16 protein-coding genes and 1 tRNA gene are annotated in these 18,594 nt (G+C 52.4%); 11 read left to right on the top strand and 6 right to left on the bottom strand.

The genetic code is table 11. The annotated features are described in order from the left end of the window. Positions 1 to 91 precede the first annotated feature (91 nt). From ACB028_RS03965 to ACB028_RS03920, 10 genes are all read left to right on the top strand, one after another. The gene (locus ACB028_RS03965) at positions 92 to 832 is read left to right on the top strand and encodes a phosphatase (RefSeq protein WP_371143563.1); all 741 of its coding nucleotides are present in this window, start codon (positions 92 to 94) and stop codon (positions 830 to 832) included. Between the two features lie 87 nt (positions 833 to 919). Continuing rightward, positions 920 to 995, top strand: a tRNA-Thr gene (locus ACB028_RS03960). A 254-nt stretch (positions 996 to 1,249) separates the two neighbouring features. After that, entirely contained in the window at positions 1,250 to 2,200 is a 951-nt protein-coding gene (locus tag ACB028_RS03955) for a DUF932 domain-containing protein (RefSeq protein ID WP_371143562.1), read from the top strand. 94 nt (positions 2,201 to 2,294) lie between these two features. Then, entirely contained in the window at positions 2,295 to 3,284 is a 990-nt protein-coding gene (locus ACB028_RS03950) for a YqaJ viral recombinase family protein (RefSeq protein WP_371143561.1), read from the top strand. Beyond that, positions 3,281 to 4,249, top strand: a complete 969-nt coding sequence (locus tag ACB028_RS03945) for a hypothetical protein (protein ID WP_371143560.1) — start codon at positions 3,281 to 3,283, stop codon at positions 4,247 to 4,249. The genes ACB028_RS03950 and ACB028_RS03945 overlap by 4 nt, the downstream gene beginning before the upstream one ends. Before the next feature lie 262 nt (positions 4,250 to 4,511). After that, positions 4,512 to 5,060 (top strand): recombinase family protein, encoded by a 549-nt coding sequence (locus ACB028_RS03940; protein WP_231721767.1) that lies wholly within the window; start codon positions 4,512 to 4,514, stop codon positions 5,058 to 5,060. Between the two features lie 75 nt (positions 5,061 to 5,135). Beyond that, a complete protein-coding gene (locus ACB028_RS03935; protein ID WP_082044144.1) occupies positions 5,136 to 5,579 on the top strand; it encodes a hypothetical protein in 444 nt (147 codons plus the stop codon). 42 nt (positions 5,580 to 5,621) lie between these two features. Then, positions 5,622 to 6,065 (top strand): IrmA family protein, encoded by a 444-nt coding sequence (locus ACB028_RS03930; protein WP_371143559.1) that lies wholly within the window; start codon positions 5,622 to 5,624, stop codon positions 6,063 to 6,065. Positions 6,066 to 6,152: 87 nt separating this feature from the next. Continuing rightward, positions 6,153 to 6,731 (top strand): lecithin retinol acyltransferase family protein, encoded by a 579-nt coding sequence (locus tag ACB028_RS03925; protein WP_371143558.1) that lies wholly within the window; start codon positions 6,153 to 6,155, stop codon positions 6,729 to 6,731. A 61-nt stretch (positions 6,732 to 6,792) separates the two neighbouring features. Beyond that, a complete protein-coding gene (locus ACB028_RS03920; protein WP_371143557.1) occupies positions 6,793 to 7,218 on the top strand; it encodes a DUF2787 domain-containing protein in 426 nt (141 codons plus the stop codon). Between the two features lie 412 nt (positions 7,219 to 7,630). Here the strand turns inward: ACB028_RS03920 and dcm (ACB028_RS03915) are convergent, their stop codons facing one another. The 6 genes from dcm (ACB028_RS03915) to ACB028_RS03890 form a co-directional block, all read right to left on the bottom strand. Next, entirely contained in the window at positions 7,631 to 8,911 is a 1,281-nt protein-coding gene (gene dcm, locus ACB028_RS03915; RefSeq protein WP_279499818.1) for a DNA (cytosine-5-)-methyltransferase, read from the bottom strand. Between the two features lie 132 nt (positions 8,912 to 9,043). After that, a complete protein-coding gene (locus tag ACB028_RS03910; RefSeq protein WP_371143556.1) occupies positions 9,044 to 10,366 on the bottom strand; it encodes an LlaJI family restriction endonuclease in 1,323 nt (440 codons plus the stop codon). Beyond that, positions 10,353 to 12,296, bottom strand: coding sequence for an AAA family ATPase (locus ACB028_RS03905; protein ID WP_371143555.1), 1,944 nt, complete (start codon positions 12,294 to 12,296; stop codon positions 10,353 to 10,355). The genes ACB028_RS03910 and ACB028_RS03905 overlap by 14 nt, the downstream gene beginning before the upstream one ends. A gap of 22 nt (positions 12,297 to 12,318) precedes the next feature. After that, positions 12,319 to 13,242, bottom strand: coding sequence for a hypothetical protein (locus tag ACB028_RS03900; RefSeq protein ID WP_371143554.1), 924 nt, complete (start codon positions 13,240 to 13,242; stop codon positions 12,319 to 12,321). After that, complete coding sequence (locus ACB028_RS03895; protein WP_371143553.1) at positions 13,239 to 14,831, bottom strand: ATP-binding protein; 1,593 nt, start codon at positions 14,829 to 14,831, stop codon at positions 13,239 to 13,241. The genes ACB028_RS03900 and ACB028_RS03895 overlap by 4 nt, the downstream gene beginning before the upstream one ends. 5 nt (positions 14,832 to 14,836) lie before the next feature. Beyond that, positions 14,837 to 16,627, bottom strand: coding sequence for a DEAD/DEAH box helicase (locus tag ACB028_RS03890; RefSeq protein WP_371143552.1), 1,791 nt, complete (start codon positions 16,625 to 16,627; stop codon positions 14,837 to 14,839). 495 nt (positions 16,628 to 17,122) lie between these two features. Here ACB028_RS03890 and dcm (ACB028_RS03885) point away from each other — a divergent pair, with 495 nt between their 5' ends. Then, a complete protein-coding gene (gene dcm / locus ACB028_RS03885; protein WP_371143551.1) occupies positions 17,123 to 18,529 on the top strand; it encodes a DNA (cytosine-5-)-methyltransferase in 1,407 nt (468 codons plus the stop codon). The last annotated feature ends 65 nt before the right edge of the window (positions 18,530 to 18,594 follow it).

Raw genomic sequence — 18,594 nt, 5'->3', positions numbered from 1 at the left:
GTCATTTTGTGACAAAGTATGGCAAGGGGCGACATGGCCCCGACATCCGCCCTTTGTTATGCTGACGGCTCCAGTCTGAAGGGGAGAGAAGATGAAGTACCCGGTCGATACCCACACTCATACCGTTGCCAGTACCCACGCCTACAGCACCATCCACGACTATCTGCCCATCGCCAGGGCCAAGGGGATCAAGCTGTTTGCCACTACGGATCATGGACCGGACATGGCCGATGCTCCCCACTTCTGGCATTTCGTCAATCTGCATGTGCTGCCGCGGGTAGTGGACGGGGTCGGCATCCTGCGCGGCATTGAGGCCAACATCAAGAACATAGATGGCGAGATAGACTTCCCCGAGCGTTACGAGTCGCGCCTCGACATGATCATGGCGGGCTTTCACGAGCCGGTATTTCCCCCCTGCGATCAGGCCACTCACACCCAGGCGATGATCAACGCCATCAAGAGTGGTCGGGTCGACATGATTAGCCATCCCGGCAATCCGGCGTTTCCCATCGACATTCAGGCGGTAGTCAAGGCCGCTGCCGAATACCGGGTGGCGCTGGAGGTCAACAACTCCTCGTTCAGCCACTCCCGTGCGGGCAGTGAAAGCAACTGCCGCGCCATCGTCGAGGCGGCGCGCGACCTTGGCGCCTATCTCACCTTTGGCTCCGACTCCCACGTGGCCTTTAGCCTGGGGGATTTCGACCATTGTCACCGTCTGGTGACCGAGACGGGCTTCCCCGAGGAGCGGATCCTGGTGCGCTCACCCCGGGCTTTGCTCGATTTTCTCGAGAGCCGTGGCCGCGCCCATATTCCCGAGTTCGCCGATTTGTAAGTTTGCAGGTAACACCATGAGCCAACTCATAAAATCGTCTTGGCTCGATTGACTTGTAGGCCGTTTTTTCTGAATCTGAAGGCATTGGCCGGTATAGCTCAGTTGGTAGAGCAGCGCATTCGTAATGCGAAGGTCAGGAGTTCGATTCCCCTTATCGGCACCATATAAAACAAAGGGTTAGCTTCGCTGAGAAGCTAACCCTTTGTGCTTTTTCGATAAATACCCCTCCATATACCCCGCTTTTATTCTTCATTACCCTCCTGCACTTCATTTTCTGATTCAGCCATGTCCCGAATGCACTTACCTTTCCTCAAATAATGAATACGTCTCATTACATTCATTTACAGGTATATGTTATCTCCATGAACCTACCCAAGGGGCTGCTCTGTGCAGTCCCTTTTTCATTGGAGATTTCTCATGGCTCACCTGATCGATACGATGGCCTACACCGGTCAAACGCCCTGGCATGGCCTTGGCAATGTTTTGCCCTCGCAACAATCCCTCGATATCTGGCTACAGGCAGCCGGCATGGATTGGACCATCGAGCAGAGCGACGTGATGTTTAACGTCGCCTCCGATGCGCTGCATATTCGCCCCTACAGCGATAGCAAGGTGCTTTATCGCTCCGATACCCTCGCCCCCCTATCGGTGGTCTCAAGTCGTTACAACGTGGTACAGCCTCACGAGGTGCTGCACTTCTATCAAGACCTGGTGGAAGCCGGTGGCTTTGAGCTGGAAACCGCAGGCTCGCTCAAAGGTGGCCGCAAACTGTGGGCACTGGCTAAGACCGGCCAGGATCTAAAACTCAAAGGCAATGACTTGGTAAAATCCTATCTGCTGCTGGCAACCAGCTGCGACGGCACGCTCTGCACCACGGCACAGTTCACCTCGCTGCGGGTGGTCTGCAACAACACCTTGCAGATGGCACTGCGCGGTGCTAGCGGTGCCATCAAGGTGCCCCACTCCACTCAGTTCGATGCGGCGACCGTCAAAGAGTCGCTTGGGCTCGGGCTCTCCCATTGGGATGAGTTCAAAGTCCAGAGCAAGGCACTGGCACAGCGGCCCGTGGCCCCTGAAGAGGCGCTGCGCTTTTTCAGCGACTTGCTGGCGCAACCGCTGGATGAGGAGAACATCATTTTCACCAAGCCGGTACAACGGTTGCGTGAGCTCTATCAGGGCGCGGGTATGGGCTCAGAGCTTGCCAGCTCACGTAATACCGCCTGGGGGCTGGTCAATGCGGTCACCGAATACGTGGATCACCACCGTCGTGCCCGTAGCCAAGATCACCGGCTCGATTCCGCCTGGTTTGGTCAGGGGGCACAACTCAAATCCCAAGCCTTGAACCAAGCACTTACCCTGCTGCAGTAATTCCTCTTCCCTATCTAAACCGCATAACGACCTCACCCGGACTGGCGCAAGCCAATCCGGGCGTCGCCATTTATGCCGTCAACAAGGAGTCGTCATGAAAGCAAAAGCCAAATATGGCCAAGCCCTGCGGCTGGCCTCCACTACCCAATTAACCCGCGAGCAGTGGCTCGCTATCCGTAAACTCGGCATTGGTTCCTCCGATGCTGCCGTGGCAGTGGGGCTATCCCCCTACAAATGCCCGCTCAGCCTGTGGCTGGAGAAGACCGGCCGCAAGGAGCCGGAGGATATCTCCCATAAGGAAGCTGTGTTGTGGGGCATCGAGCTCGAACCTGTGCTGGCACAGGTCTATGCCAAGCGCACAGGCTACAAGGTGCGCCGGGTCAATGCTGTGTTGCAACACCCCGAGCAACCCTTCATGCTCGCCAACCTCGACCGAGAGGTGGTCGGCCATCCCGATGGGCCGGGCATTCTGGAGCTCAAGACAGCCAGCTATCACAGCGCCCCCCAGTGGGAGGAAGGGGTGCCGGTGGCTTACCAGTGTCAGGTACTCCATCAGCTGGCCGTCACCGGCCATGCCTGGGCTGAGGTGGCAGTGCTGATCGGCGGCCAGGATTTCCGGATTTATCGCATCGAGCGTGACGAAGAGAAGATCCAGGATCTCACCGAGCGGGAAGCGCAGTTCTGGCAGATGGTGCAACAAAACCAGCAGCCCGAGCCCGACGGCTCCAGTGATGCCGCCAATGCCCTGAGCTGGCTGTTTCCGCGTGACGATGGCCAGACGGTGGATCTCTCCGATTCTCCCGAGTTCAACGAGCTGTTTGGTGAACTGCTGCGCTTGCGTCAGCAAAAGGAAGCCGTCGAGCTGCAGGAGTCACAGCTCAAGCAGCGGCTGCAAGCGACCTTGGGTGAAGCGACAGCCGGGCTGTTTGCCAATGGCAAGATCACCTGGAAGCGCAGTAAAGACCGGCTGGCACCGGATCTCGAAAAGCTCGGGCAGGATCATCCCGACCTGCTCACCCGTTATGTCAAACCGGTGCCCGGCGTGCGCCGTTTCACCATTCAACCCTTGAGGAACACACCATGATCAAAGGGCTGGCGATTACCCCACCCGTGATCGGGCGGATCTGCATCGGCAAGCTGGTGCAAAAACAGGATAAGTGGGTGCCGGAGAAGGATGATAGCTTCACCCTCACCACCCAGATACAGCAAAAGGGGGGATGGTTGCTCCATCCTCTGCATCAACACTACTCATCGCAGAAAAGTGGCCAGGGGCAGGAGCAAACCAAGATCCGCGCCATTCCGGTGCGAGTGCTGTTCAACGATAGCGACTTGAATCTGCGGGCGGAATACAGCGCGTTTGACCGGCAAACCGGCAGGCCGCTGTGTGTCGGGAATGGGGAGGTGGCAAGACGCGTGGGGGCACAAGGCATGGAGGAGGTCAGCTGCTCTGGACCAGAGCGCTGCGCCTTTGGCGGGCAACAGGGCTGCAAGCTGTACGGGCGACTGAACCTGTTTGTGGAGGGGCAAGGGGATGAGCTGGGCAGCTTTATCTTCCGCACCACCGGCTACAACTCGGTACGCACCCTGGCGGCGAGACTGAAGTACCTGGAGGCAGTAAGCGGGGGCCATACCCGCTATCTGCCGCTCACCCTGCGGTTGCGGGCCAAGAGCACCACCCAGTCGTACCGCACACCGGTCTATTACGTGGATTTAACTTTGCGGGAAGAAACCAACCTGACTGAGGCGGTCAGGCAGGCGCAGGAGGCGGCACTGCGTGACCAAGAGGCGGGGCTCGCCATCGACCAGATGGAGCAGGCTGCTCGTGACTTGCTGCGTAATGGCCAGTTTGAGGATATTGATGAAGAGGTACCGATGCTGCTGGAGGAGTTCTATCCTGAGCCAGAAATGATAGCGTCATCTTCCACCTCACAGCCTTTGGCAACCGTAACAGCACCAAAACGCCTCAGCCCTCGTTCCTCGCCCCTGACCAGTAAACTGGGTAAAAACGCGGCCCCTTCACCGCCTACGCCTGAGCCACAAAGCCAATAACTTACATTGGCATCTTGTTACATCCAATCAAATCAATCAGTAGCACAATATTCTGCTACCCATCACGACGGGACGTTTATCACAAAGCGTCCCGTTATTTCTCTCCATCGCTGGTTTGGGGTCAATAGATCAAGCCCTAGTGACACTCACGAAATCGGCACTCATTTCATCTATTTCCCTCCATTTTCAGGTCAAGAAGGTCTCTTCGAGACTTTTGACCATGGGGGTCAGTGTACCTTGCCCTATTGACCGGGAGGAGACCATGGCACTGGTAGGTTACGCACGTGTTAGTACGGGAGGTCAGAGCCTTGAAGTCCAGCTTCGAGCACTGGCCGAATGCAATAAAGTTTTCCAGGAGAAGGTTAGCGGTGCCAGTGATGATAGGCCACAGCTTACTCTCCTCTTGGATTATGTGAAGGAAGGAGACGTGGTGATGGTTACCAAGCTGGATCGTCTGGCTCGTAATACTCGTCACCTATTGGAGATATCAGAATTTCTACAACATAAGCAAGTTGCATTACGGATATTGAATCTGGGGATCGACACCTCAACGCCTACTGGCAAGTTAATGCTAACCATGATCGGTGCTATCGCAACATTCGAACGAGAGTTGATGTTAGAGCGGCAAGCTGAAGGTATTGAGTTAGCCAAGCGACGAGGTGTTTATAAAGGCCGAAAGCCTACCGCAATGGCAAAAGGCAATGAAGTTCTGGCACTGGTCGCCAAAGGATTACCCAGAGCTGAAATTGCCAAACGCACGGGGATCAGTATCTCCAGTGTGCAACGCATTCTCAGATCTCAGAGCAACTGAAAAATAGTGAGATTTACCGTTTCTGACGATAGCCATACACATCTATTTGATCATAGTTATTCAGTGAGATAAAAAATGAAAAAGCTGACATTCTGCTTACTACTAACTCTTATGTCTGGAAGTCAATCAATACAGGCGGCGGAGCCATTCACAGGCTTTCTGCCTGCACTAGTGCAGGACAAAACAGGAAAGCCATTTTGGTGCAACGCACACTTAAATTTAAACAGAAAATGCATCGCAACTGAAATAAGTAATCTTTCTATGGTCATTGTGCGCAGTCAACCATTCGGTGACTGTGAAGCTGGTATGTGGGGATGGATCTCCACAGCTGGCTCTCCACACAAAATTGCCATTGGTTATACAATTACACCCGATGAAAAATTCAATCTTTCACTGAAAGATATGTGTCGACCTGGCACTGTTGTCAAATTTCAACCAAACAAGAAGTATAAAAATGAGGAAGACCTAGTTGGTTTTTACAATGGCAAAGAAATATTCAGATATCTGGGGCGTAAATAACCAGATGCTTTTAAGATATGAGTAAATGCTACGAGGATTTTTATGAAAGACATACATCGGTATTTATTGGCCTCGACTCTGATATTTTCGGCCCTAGCCTGCAATGCGCAAGAACAACGCTACCTCGCTATCCAGCACACTGACACCGTTTACGCAAACCAAGGCGTCTGTGCGTATCACTTCTCTTTAGATAGTGGCGGGGCAGACGAGTTTGGACATTTGTATATCACGCTGCAATTTAATGACAAGAAGGGCAAAGCACTGGCCGAATCAACACTGGAAGTTGAACCCTTCGGAGGGAGCTCCGCGACTCGTTATGGTGGCGGTTTCACGGAAGTTGATTGCGGACAAGTTGAACAAGCCAAGTCCATCGCCATTATTCAGGCGACCGAAGTCTTTGCACATAACCAAGTTACCCGGCTCCCCATCTCCACCTTCACCCCTGAGTTTCATCAACCACTGAAGATCACCGTAGGCGGCAGGTAGTACGCTCAGGAAAAATAAAGCCAAAGGGCGTCACCGTGATGGTGACGCCCTTTTTCATTTCCAACCCTTGATGAGGATCATCACCCCATGACACGACATTTCATTATCGGCGATCACTTGGTAACACCGCAGTTTGAAAGCCTGCATCATGGCATCTTTGTTGGCCATGACCAGGTCATTCACTGTCTACCAACATCTACCGGTGATCACTCAGGGCAAATGGCGCTGACCTCCCTAGCTGAATTCAGCCAGCACAACGCCATCGAGGTCAGGCCCCATGCCATGCGCCTGTTCTGTCGAGAGGAGAGCCTGACGCGGGCCTACGCACGACTCAGCGAAGGTGAACAAGGCCAACCATTTGCCACTAGCGAGCAATTTGTTACCTGGTGCATTGAAGGGGTTCAGCATCCCCCGAAGCTGCTGCAGACCGCGGTAGCAACGATAGTGGCAGCCGAAGTGGCCCGCCATACGCTGGGCAAGGCTGCCACCAGTGCAACAGCAGGGCTTGCTGCCAGCACCCTAGCCACAACAGCTGGAGGTAGTGGCGCTGCTGCAACAGTAGTATCGGTGACCGGTATTGCCACGGCCCCGCTGTTAGCACCCCTTGCCGTGGGCGCCGTCGCAGCCTATGGCGTCAGCAAACTGTGGGATTGGTTAAACGACTGACCCATCACTTCAAAGCAAAACGCAGGGATGCTCTCCTGCTTGAACTCAATGAGGAAACACCATGACCATTCCCTTTTTCCGGGACGGCTTTGCCCTGCCCGTTGACCAAGCATTGCTGGTTCTGCTCAATCAGGAAATCGCTAAAACTGAGCTCAATATTGAGCACTTAACCCAACTGACATTCAACTTTCGTAACCTCGGCTATAGCGCTGAACAGGGCGGCGTGCACCCAGTCGAGATCCGCCTGATTCGTGGTCTCGATGGCTGGCTGTTCGATTACGTCACCGACTTTAGCTACCAGGGTCTCGGCCAGGATGCTGAGCTCTGCAAGGCGCTCGATTTCAACTTCCTCGATGGGGAACACACCATGTTAGGCTGGGGACCATTGCGACTGACCGAAGCGCGGGAGTTGTTCGATATCTGGCAGTGCAACTTCATTGCCTACTGCCGGTTAGAATGCTTCAGCGTCACAGTCGCAGGAGATTAGGAGGACACCATGAGCCAGCCTAGTTATGAGATCTGCATCGACCCCGAACGTCGCTGTTTCTGGCGTTGCCAAGCAGGGCCAGTCCCACTCAACGAACAACCCCTCGTACTAGGCAACTTTCTGAACAACCTGCAACGTATCTGTACTCATCGAGGCTTAACAGTGGTAACCGACCCATTAACCTAAGAAGATACATAAGACGAGAATACCGGTGACGCGAGAAGTCGCCACCATGGCTACAGCCATACCGACGACCAACTTAAGGTCACTCAGCGTAAACCGATCGCCCTTTGACCCCAGCAGGCAACATGCCTGCTGGGGTCTTTCATTTTCTAGAGATTCTATGTTCTACCACAAACTCAAGGAACTCGGCACCTATATCGGCAGCTGAGCACAGATATGCTATGCGGATTTAGCATTTTTCAGCAGCTTTCATGGCTCTGACAAGCTGTTCTGCTATGGCACGGATCACATTCATACACACTGAGTTACCGAACTGCTTATAGATCTGCCCTTGCGATACGGCATCAACGATAAATGAATCGGGAAAGCCCTGTAGCCGCGCACATTCACGAGGCGTCAATTTTCGCGGATTTTTTCCCAAATGGGACTGATCAATAAGAATCTCAGAGCCGTCCTTGTAGTAGCGTGCACTGATCGTACTAGTATAGGGGCTGTCTTTATTGAAGAGAGAGTAACCGAAGCCATTTCCTTTTTTTTCGTGTCCGGCCTTACGCTTCTGATGTCCGGCCCATAACGTATCGGAAATGGTGTACTTATCATCGGCAGGCGCCAAATTGTCCAGATTTTCCAAGATATCGCCGACACGTGTAGGTGTCATTGGAGGCACCGGCCACTGAAAAACTTGGTCAAAATCGACATCAGAGAAATAATTTTTATCGAAGCCGACAATAAAAATCCGTTCGCGATTTTGCGGTGCACCGAAATCTCCAGCCCTCAGTACACGATAATCGACCCAGTAATTCAGCTTCTCGGACAACGCTTGGCGAGCATCTTCACTCATGGGTACATCGTCAGGGATTGAATGCGTGTCCGTACCGCGCAGGATATCTAGGATGGTTTTAAGCGTCCGTCCTTTGTCATGGCCCTGCAGCTGTTTCACGTTTTCAAGCAGGAACGCCTTGGGACGCTTTGCTGCCATGATGCGCTGGATCTCAAAAAACATCGTACCGCGGGTATCGCTGAAACCCTTCTTCAGTCCGGCCTGCGAGAAAGCTTGGCAAGGAAAACCGGCCAGCAGGACATCGTGATCTGGTATGTCGGCGGCAGCGATTTTGGTAATGTCGCCATGCGGCATGGCCCCGAAGTTGGTTAGGTAGGTTTTTTGGGAAAACTTGTCCCATTCCGATGTAAACACGCAACAACCACCTTGTTGCTGGAATGGAAGACGAATGCCGCCAATGCCAGCAAACAGGTCGATAAAGGTAAAGTCGTGCCCATCTTCTTGACGTTGGCTGAACGGGGCATTGGCAAGATACTCATCCATCCTTTTTTCCAGTGCGAGTATGTTTTGCCACTTGGCTGCCGAAGGCTCATGCTCTTCTTCTTCCCAACCCCGTATCGTTCTCTCGCCTGCGGCGCCAAGACCCAGCAGGTTGGCGAGTTCTGTACGGCCAATACCGAGTCTGTCTCTCAGCGACTTGATGTACTGGGGTTTATTCTGACTGCTCATCTAGGGATAACCTTATCCGGTTTTTAACCCGGCGAAGGTAGCACTGTGCACGCCAGCAGTCAATCTGCACGAGCCAGCCTTTCCGCTGCAATTGCAGGGACGTGGCGAGTGTCGCAGCGACCTCGGCAGCAATTAGGGGTCAGAAACCCTAGGACTGGTGGCTCTGGGCATGGCTGCGCCGGTGTTGAAAATCTGTCTGGTTAGGTTTGCCAGCTTTTCCCCAGTTGCGTACAGACGTAGTAACGCCAGCGGATCTTGGTAATGGCAATGTATCGGGCCGTACCCCAACGGACCGTTAGAAGTATCGGCTGGTTTGCTGTCCCGTTCTGCAACAAAAGCCGTTTTCAGGTTTCCCTCCCCATTTCCCGGAAAAATGAAGTGGTTGGAAATGTGCGTCCTCGGGTACAGGTGCTTGATGGCCTGCTGGTAAAAAAACTGCTTTACCAAGTCCGGCCAGCCCGGTGCACTTTGTGGTGAACGTGCGTCGTAATACTTGGCATCGATGACCGCGATATGCTGCATGCCAGAGTCCTGCAGCACCGTGTCGGTTCGTTGCCCCTTGCTGGCAACCAGCGCCACCTTGTTGTCGGTAGTGCGGTATGCTGGCACCGGTAAGCGATCATTTACTGTCAGCTTGCCGACCAAGCATTCATCCAGCATGGCCTCCCACAGACCATGAAACTTTTTAACGCCTACCAGCAACGGTCCCCGTGCAGTACCTTTTTCCTTTTCGAGATAGGCAATCAAGCTGCGGATCAGGAAGATATCTCTCTCCGAGTAGCTCAGCTGCAACTCTTTTCCGAGGTGTCTTATCCACGCAGCAGGTGTACCGGCTGGGGTGGGCATGCCGACCAGTCTCCGATCCACCACGTTCGATCTGCCCAGCCACAACATGCCATAGGCCGACAGCACCTCCCGCATGACTAATGCATGTATCCGCGCAGTCATGCAGTCGGTACTGTAATGTGTCCGCGTGGTGGAAAGGTCTAGATATACTGGTCCGCCTGCACTGGGATACGCTGTATTGCGGGCGATGGTTCTCGGCCAGTTGGTTTTGCCATTGTTGGTCGTTCGCACGCGAGCACGACGAACATACAGACCGCTTGCCAAGTAGTCCTCGATGAGAGCCACGGCAAGGGAAAGCGACTCGCCGCCGGTGACCATCGTCCCATGATCATTGGCCCGCATGCCACTATCCCGTGTTCTGTAGAACCTCACAAGAGCACGGAGCAGGTAATACGCCGAACGATCTGCCGGCTCGCTAGAGCCGGCATTATTGCGTGGCAAGAAGACGATAAGCCTGCAGCCAACCCTGAGCAGGCCACAGAAATATATACTCCCGCTATCTAGGTCAACCAGCCTGAGCTCCTTCAGCACTGCCGCCACACCATCCGGAATGTCTGAATTGTTCACATTCATGCGGTCTGAAAGATACAGAATGTCAACCGGCTGCATCTTGTACCGTTCCGTTGGCTGGGGCCAAGTTGTCCACTGCTGTTTCTGCGTTAACCCCAGCAGTTTCCAGAGCTTCTTCAATGGGCTGCGAAAAAACTGGCTTCCCCGCCCTGAAGGCTGCAGACAAGGCACCATAGGTCTTGTAGATAGAAGAAAAGATGCGGTCGTGCCCGTGATGTCTCAGTACATCATCCCACAGGTAAATGAACAGCTTACCTCCAAGCGCGGACCTAGCCGTTTCTTCGTCTTCAAGTTCTTTGGCGCTGAGGAAGAACGGCCCGAGCAGACGGTCTTCAGGCACATCGCAGTCAATCAGTGCAGCATTAATGCTCTCGGCAAGTACCGGCCAAGTGAGGGTAACCAGACCATTGGTGGTTACAAGCGTGAGCTCGGTCTGCGGAATGCCTGCGGCGCTGAAATCTATTGGTAGATACTCGAAGCGCCAACGCCGCTTAAATGCCGTATCAAGCGGCATAACGGCTTGGTCACTGCTGTTCATAGTAGCAAGCAGCGATAGGTTGGCCGGTATCCGAAGCACATCCAGTGAGGGAAAGCCTTTATCTTCAAGCACATGGTTGATGTAGCCAAGCATGTCAGGGTCGGCAGCGCGGATGCTGTAAGTGCTCCCGCCGTCAGGGTTGCGGTCCAGCAACTGGAACAGCTCGCCGAAAACTGCTGCCGCAGAGGCGCGGTTGATTTCCTCGATGACCAGAGTAACTTTCCGGTCTAGGTTCATCAGGGCATGGACCAGCGCATCAGTGAAAGGCCCAGGTCTGAAGCGATAGACAACACTGCCACTTTCGGTCACGGGCTTCAGGGAACCGACAAAGTCAGCATGTTGGGTATCTGGATGGAAAACGGTAACGAACGTGTCGGAGCTGACAGTGCATTCGTTGTGCACTCTGTAGCTTTTTCCAGTGCCGGGAGCGCCGTAGAAGATACAGTTTATACCGCCTGTTATTGGCTCCCCTATAATGCGATGGCGTTTTTCCGACTCCACGTAATAGTAACCGTCCCGTAGCCTGACGCACATGTTGGGCCAGAGCTCCGCAACCTTTGCCGATATAGCGTCCAGCGTTGTCGCTTTCAGCAGGTCCTTCCGGACGAAAACGTATCTATTGCAACTCTCTAGATAGTGAACAGGGCTCTGAATGTAATTGGGGTTACTGGGTTCCGGTGTCGGTCTCAACAAGAATGCATCGGAAATTCCTTCCCAGCTTGCTTTATCAGTATTCGGAATTCCATCCAGCTTTCTATCCCAACCAAGGGCGGACATCACTAGGAGTATTAGCTCCTCGCTGTTATCAGTCCGGAACAGCCAAGGTATTACATGGCTATAGCATTTCTGAAGATGAAGGAAAACTTCCTCATTTTCAGAAATGGATAAAAGTAGATCAGCCAGTGTGTTGGAGCTGGCATTGGGTACTGGCATGGCTGCCAGCAAAATAGACCCGAAGAAATCATCAAGTGTTCTGTGGGAAGTATCATCGTTGATGAATTTCTTGGCGCCAAGCCGAGCAGCTTCTTGATTAAAAATTTTGAAAAATTGCTGTTGGCTGTAGAGATCAAGTTTGCCGATTGCTGCAGATGTATCATCAGAGTTACGCAACACACTGATGAAACCATTCTTGGTGCTAATTTCTTTGCTCAGAGCTGTAAGTACCATCTGGTAGCTGCCAAGCAGCGTCATTAAGGGGCGCAGCTTCAATGCATAGAGAAAGTACTGCCCAGGAATGTAACTGCTATTACCGCTGCGTCCAATGATCTCTACTTTTGCCGAGTGACCAAATACCGTGATTTTTCTGTTGGACTGACTCAGGCCTGAAAGAACCTTCTGCGTTTCGGGATCGAATACGATTTCTTTGAAGTCCCAAGCCTCGCAAGGATCATTTTTGTACAAATCTCCTACCATCTTAAGTTCGGAAAGCATGGTTTCTACCTGTATTGTCTGTTCAGTCGTGCTTTATCCAGAGTTCCCTGGAAAGCGTCTGCCGCATGTTCTCGATGAACTTCTTGTTCTGGTCGGAAAACTGCGAGTTCTCAAACTGGGCTAGGAAGAACAAAAGCTCCGCCAGTGCGGGTGACTGCTCCTGTGACAGCCTCCTTATCAAGGGGTGCTTGTTGTTGATGGTAACGAAGTGGTCATCCTCGTAACCGGGCTCCCACAGCGAGCCATCGGTGGTAACGGCAAAGCGCACGTCCAGGTCTGTCCGCGTCGATGTGATCACACTGATCTTATGCAGCCGATTCCCCTTGCCGGAAAACAGCAGGCGGAAATCCAGCAGGGCGTTGAAGATGATGGCCAGTGCATCGCTGAAGCCAGAGCGATAGATGTTGTAGCGATCGGCAATGATGTTGCCGAACATATCGGTGTTGTCCTGCCCGATGGCGTCACACTCCGCGAAGCGCTCGACCAACTCCCTGACCGAGCTTGGCATGAACAGGCGGGTATACTTCTTGCCCTGATGAAGCAGTGCTGCTACGACACGGTCGGCGGAAAACTCGAACTCCGGCACGCTGAGCATTTCCGCGATTTCGTAAGCCATGCGGGCAATCGGACTGTTGGCGGGCAACTCGGCGGTGACCCAGCCCGACAGCGTAGCGAACTTCCGCTCCAGAACGTTCGTCGGCAGGTCGCTCACCGGATGCCCCAGTTTTTCCTCGAATGCCCCCGCCTTGTTGAATGCCAAGGTGCTGGCAGCAAGCTGGTAGATATAGTCGGTCACAATCTGGTCTGACTCATCGAAAATCCGGTTGAACAGGTCTATAGGGAGCGGAATCCTGTTCTGCCAGAAAATCAGGCCATCAACGCGGTAAGCCCTGTTCCTATCGTGCAGGTAGCGTTTGAAGTCGGCAAGGTCGTATTGGTAACTCATTCGACGTCCTCCTCCGGATCTGGCAGTTCAAGACTCAGATAGCGCAGGGTATTGCTGACTTTGTGCCTGAACCCCTTCAGTGTGTGCTGGTTGGCTTCGGAGTATTCTCCGTGCTCTGCGTTTGCCAAGCTCCACAGCAGCATGTCCAACGCCTTGACGGCCTCTTCATTGTCCTTGCAGACGTTGTACATCTTGGCAAAGTAGGGGTGCGACCTGCCCAACGTGACGCAGGTGTTACCTTGGGTATCGCACGAAGGCTCCCACAGGCTATCACCAGTGAGTGACTTCTCTTCATGAACACGTACTGTATTGTCCTCATAGACGCGGATATCAGGGACCGCCACGGGCTTTGTCTGATTCCGGTTACGGATGGTTACCGACTCTCCGTCAACCCTGATATCGGCATTCTTGGTGTGACCATCCTGCTTGCCGATTGCATTGTTCGCAGGTCCATGTAGCGTTGTACCTTTATCCGAACCTTTGCTGTCTGTTTGCTTTGACTGCGCACTGAGAAGCGCCTGCCGCCATGGCGCGATCATGCGTTGCAGCTCTCCGCGCACATCGATCGGGATGATGACGCGGCTCTTACGGAAGTCGATGCTGAAGACGTCGTCGAGTTCGTGGGTAAAATCAAGAACCACCCGCAATCGGGTAATCTTGCTTTCTTTCTGGTACATGCGGTGCGGCCAGCCATCATGCCAAATCAGCCGGCCTTCTCGGTAGATATAAAAGCCTTGGTTGTCCAGACCGTATCGAACAGCAGCCTGCTCTTCGGCGTTAAGATCATTCTGCGAGGGAATCAAACTTCCCTTGATGGTAAATCCATGCTGCTTGTCGTCGAGCAACACATGGACTGCTTTTTCTTTCAGCAATTGCGGACGAGCATCGCTGGCAGTGACTAGGCCAGAGCACAATGGGTCCCACCCTTTCAGTTGGATGTCAGGCTCGTCGATAATCTTGATAGAGATCGCTACCTCACCGGCTGCAAGAAACTTGAAGAAAACGGCACTCAGCTCATCCTCCAGCTCCTTGCCCAGTGCTTTGATCTGCTTGACAACTTGCTTATCGCTGCCTTGCTTGACCAGCCGGTCGATCTTTTCCCAAATGATCATGGTACCGGCATCGCCGGCAAACGCTTCAAGTGACTCGAAGTCCTCGTAATAGTCATTGTGGTCCGGCGTTTCCAGCTCCCACTTATCTTTCTTGCAAATGGTGTCCAGATCCCAACTGCGACCAACGTTGGAGCCCTCCTTGCGCGAGAGGACTACGAGGCGACGGCAGAAGGCCGTCGAGGCAGTTTTCAGGCCCATGCCGAACTTGCCAAGCGATTTCGGGTTAGGACGCTTGTCGGAGCCATAGCGCATGGCATTTTTCAGCTCGGCATCCGTCATGCCTTCGCCGTTATCGGTAATGATGACCCTGAATTCTCCCATCAGGTATTGCAGTTCGATGGAAATCTTGGTGGCATTTGCGGCGATCGAGTTGTCGACTATGTCGGCAAAGGCCGCCTTTTCGCTGTAACCGGTGTCCCGCAGGCTTTCTACCAGCCTAGCTGCGGAGGGGCGGAAGTCGTCTTCTTGGAGGTCCATGCTTGTCATTTCGTGAGTGATTCCAGGTAGTCCAGCATCAGCTGTTTATCGGTTTCCTTGTGTCCGGTGACGGTCACGACCTGTTCGCTTAAGGTTTGCTTCAGTCGTAGCCGTTCATCGATCATTTCTTCGATGGTGTCCGCGTAATACAGATAGTGCACACTGACCACCGATTGCTGTCCGTTCCGCCAAGCGCGGGCTGTTGCCTGCGCCTCAAGAGCAGGGTTCCATTGCCGGCAATAGTGGATGACATGCGTGGCTGCCGTGATATTCAGCCCCATGCCAGCAGTCTTCGGGTGTAGCAACAATACTGAAAAGCCGGCAGAAGCTGAGAAAACGTCAATCAGGGGCTGCCGTTCTTCATTGGGCGTGCGCCCATCGATGACACCGGCTGTCACACCGTATTTTTCGCGGATGGCCGAGTGGATCAAGTCAATTGCCTTCTGGAACGTGGCAAATATGATCACTTTTTCACCCAATACAGCGATGTCATCCAGCGTCATTAGCAGCAGTTCAAACTTGGCACTATAGGCTGCCAGTGATTTTACATCGCGGGGTATTGCTGCATCGAGCAGCGCTGGGTGCGCCGTGTACTGCTGTAGCTTGTTGATCAACTGCAGGATGCCGCTACCACCTTTGGCCGCATCCTGTTGTATTTCATTGATGAGGGCATCGTAATTCTTTCGTTCCCGCTCACCTGCAGTGATCGCTGTGTGGATATCGATCTTTTCTGGCAGCTGCGCCAAGACATCCTTCTTCATACGTCTTAGGGTGATCTGTCGCAGGCTCTGCTCAAGCTCATCAAGATTAGTTTCGATTGTGTCGGTAATGTCCCGATGAACATACCGTGACCGGAAGTCCTGCTCGTCGCCCAGATAGCTGGGGAAAATAAGATCACAAAGTGCCCATGCATCCATCAGACTGTTTTCAACTGGCGTGCCGGTCATCGCTACGGATGCAAAGGTATTAAGCCGTCTGGCGGCCAGTGATCTTCCGGAGCGGGAATTCTTCAGCATGCTGGCTTCATCGTAGAGAACGAGATCAAAAGACAGCTCCTCCAGCATCGCAATGTCGGAAGTCAAGGTGGTGTAGGGAGTCACAATGATGTTGTGCTTTTCCAGCACCGTGCTCAAACCCTCCCTGTATGGTCCGTAGTGCAAATATGGGTGTAGCTCTGGGGCAAAAAAACGGAATTCCCTGACCCAGTTATCAAGCAGGGGGTTGGGGACGACGATCAGAATCCGACCATCCGGATTGTTCTGCAGAAGATCGCAGCACAAGGCAATAACCTGCGCGGTCTTACCTAGGCCCATGTCGTCAGCTAGTAAAGTCCCTATGCCGTTGCTAGCACAAAATACTAACCACTCAACACCATATTGCTGGTAAGGGTAGAGCTCGCGTACGAAGAGCTTGCCGTGAGTGCAGGCCTTTTGCTTCTTGGCCCTGAAGCGGTCAACGAGGGCAACCGGAATTTCGCTTATCAGACCTTCCCTGCGCAATTCTCGCAGCAGACTGAGCAAGCGAGGCAAATGCAGCTCGTTAACCGCGGCAATCACATGTTGCCGCAGGCGGTCGCTGATAAAATGGACCCGTTTGTTGTCAGCTATGAAATAACCGTGTTGCGCTACGGTTTTCACTTGGCAAGCATCAAGCAAGGCGTCCCTGAAATGCAGAGTAAAGCACGGGGTGACATCGGGGTTGAATCTAAAACTCAACTCAGCAGGACGGCGCGAGACGACCAAATCGATTTCGTTGCCATCCATCAGAACGGTGAATTTACCAAGTTTGAACAGCATAAAGGGCTCTAATGGAACCCCGCTTGCAAGAATCAAACCGTCGTGAGCTGTGTAAACCATTCTTTATCCTATTGCAGGGATGGTTCCTATTGAAATCACTCTACACAAACGTCCATCTCTGCTTATCGACACAAATCCATGCGACACATTCTAAAGATTTAGAATTGATATGTCTCATCAGAAACCGTGATGTGGCCTATTTTTTAGTTAAAACAACCCCTTAAACCTGCTTCGTCTAGCCTTGTTGTTTAAATCGAAGGGTGGGGAAATTCAGGAGAGCAGTGGCTATAGCGGTCAATTGCGGAATCTGCTCACAAGCAAAAACCTCTTGAGAGCCAAGGAAGCAAAGGTCTCAGACACCCAGTGATATGTCGACTCTGACTATGGAATGGTGACCTCTACGACAAAAGCACTGTTTTTCCTTACAGGGATATTGTGCCTCTGGGTCAAATGAGTGATAGACTCCGCACAATTTTTTCAAGACTGGATTCAACCATGAACAGTGCATTGCAACTCAGCTCTCTGGATGAAATCCAGAACTATCAAAACCCTAGCCTCAAAGAAGACCGTCATCTGATGGAGATGGTCCTTGAAATCTATGATCAGAAACAAATCGCGGAGAAGTTGCGTGAAATGGGCGACAGCGAGTGGACCCGCGAGGCACTCAATCGCTGGCTTAATAGAAAAGTTGAACAAAAGCCACTGACGCATCACGAAACCGAAATGCTTAAAGGACTGTTGCCTTCACCACCCAAGCATCACGGAAGATACGATTTCAAGTTTATCGATCTATTTGCCGGCATTGGTGGCATCCGCAAAGGATTCGAGGATATTGGCGGCCAGTGTGTATTTACCAGCGAGTGGAACGAACAGGCAGTCAGGACCTACAAGGCCAACTGGTATTGCGACAAGAAACATCACAAGTTCAACTCGGATATCCGTGAAATCACTATGCCGGACAATGAAAACCGTGACTTTGTTTATGCTCATATCGACAAGGAGATCCCAGATCATGATGTTCTGCTGGCTGGTTTCCCATGCCAGCCATTTTCCTTAGCCGGTGTATCCAAAAAGAACTCGCTTGGTCGCGCCCACGGTTTCGAATGCGAGGCCCAAGGGACCCTGTTCTTTGATGTCGCTAGGATCATCGATGCCAAGCGGCCAACTGCGTTTGTCTTGGAAAACGTCAAGAACCTTAAAAGTCATGATAAGGGAAATACCTTCAGAGTAATCAAAGAGGCTCTGACAGAACTGGGTTATTGGATCGCGGACCTTGATGCAAATGGTTCAAGTGACCCCAAAATTATCGATGGAAAACATTTTATTCCACAACACCGAGAACGTATTGTCCTCGTGGGTTTCAGGAAAGATTTGAATCTGCACGAAGGTTTTTCACTAAAGGATATATCCAAGTTATTTCCAGCAAAGAGAGTTACTTTCGCTGACTTGCTTGAACCAGTTGAGCAGCTTGACCCTAAATACATCCTGACACCCAAGCTGTGGGCGTATCTTTATCAATACGCCAAGAAGCACCAAGCAAAAGGTAATGGCTTTGGCTATGGGCTCGTCAATCCTGAGAGTCCTGCAATCGTTGCTAGAACGTTATCTGCCCGCTATCACAAGGATGGCTCAGAAATCCTGATTGATCGTGGCTGGGACATGCAGCTGGCAGAGGTAGACTTCAATAATGAACAAAACCAGCAAAAGCGCCCACGCCGTCTTACACCTAGGGAATGTGCCAGATTGATGGGGTTTGAACAGCCGAGAGAATATAACTTCAGGATACCAGTCTCCGATACACAAGCATATCGGCAATTCGGTAATTCGGTTGTTGTCCCTGTGTTTGCAGCTGTAGCCAAGATGATGAAACCGATTTTATTAAAGTCTAAAAACAAGACATAATACATTTCACTATTTATATCTATTGTAGTGTCCATCAATTTCATGATGGGCATTTTTTTGACTAG

Origin of the sequence: Aeromonas sp. S9(2024) (assembly GCF_041403185.1) — a bacterium.
Classification (GTDB): Bacteria; Pseudomonadota; Gammaproteobacteria; order Enterobacterales; family Aeromonadaceae; genus Aeromonas; species Aeromonas enteropelogenes.
This window is presented reverse-complemented; position numbering and strand designations above follow the sequence as displayed.

Bases quoted from the DNA above. Each gene is read 5' to 3' on its own strand.
- ACB028_RS03965 (WP_371143563.1), top strand. From the start codon at position 92: ATGAAGTACCCGGTCGATACCCACACTCATACCGTTGCCAGTACCCAC.
- ACB028_RS03955 (WP_371143562.1), top strand. From the start codon at position 1,250: ATGGCTCACCTGATCGATACGATGGCCTACACCGGTCAAACGCCCTGG.
- ACB028_RS03950 (WP_371143561.1), top strand. From the start codon at position 2,295: ATGAAAGCAAAAGCCAAATATGGCCAAGCCCTGCGGCTGGCCTCCACT.
- ACB028_RS03945 (WP_371143560.1), top strand. From the start codon at position 3,281: ATGATCAAAGGGCTGGCGATTACCCCACCCGTGATCGGGCGGATCTGC.
- ACB028_RS03940 (WP_231721767.1), top strand. From the start codon at position 4,512: ATGGCACTGGTAGGTTACGCACGTGTTAGTACGGGAGGTCAGAGCCTT.
- ACB028_RS03935 (WP_082044144.1), top strand. From the start codon at position 5,136: ATGAAAAAGCTGACATTCTGCTTACTACTAACTCTTATGTCTGGAAGT.
- ACB028_RS03930 (WP_371143559.1), top strand. From the start codon at position 5,622: ATGAAAGACATACATCGGTATTTATTGGCCTCGACTCTGATATTTTCG.
- ACB028_RS03925 (WP_371143558.1), top strand. From the start codon at position 6,153: ATGACACGACATTTCATTATCGGCGATCACTTGGTAACACCGCAGTTT.
- ACB028_RS03920 (WP_371143557.1), top strand. From the start codon at position 6,793: ATGACCATTCCCTTTTTCCGGGACGGCTTTGCCCTGCCCGTTGACCAA.
- dcm (WP_279499818.1), bottom strand. From the start codon at position 8,911: ATGAGCAGTCAGAATAAACCCCAGTACATCAAGTCGCTGAGAGACAGA.
- ACB028_RS03910 (WP_371143556.1), bottom strand. From the start codon at position 10,366: ATGCAGCCGGTTGACATTCTGTATCTTTCAGACCGCATGAATGTGAAC.
- ACB028_RS03905 (WP_371143555.1), bottom strand. From the start codon at position 12,296: ATGCTTTCCGAACTTAAGATGGTAGGAGATTTGTACAAAAATGATCCT.
- ACB028_RS03900 (WP_371143554.1), bottom strand. From the start codon at position 13,242: ATGAGTTACCAATACGACCTTGCCGACTTCAAACGCTACCTGCACGAT.
- ACB028_RS03895 (WP_371143553.1), bottom strand. From the start codon at position 14,831: ATGGACCTCCAAGAAGACGACTTCCGCCCCTCCGCAGCTAGGCTGGTA.
- ACB028_RS03890 (WP_371143552.1), bottom strand. From the start codon at position 16,627: ATGCTGTTCAAACTTGGTAAATTCACCGTTCTGATGGATGGCAACGAA.
- dcm (WP_371143551.1), top strand. From the start codon at position 17,123: ATGAACAGTGCATTGCAACTCAGCTCTCTGGATGAAATCCAGAACTAT.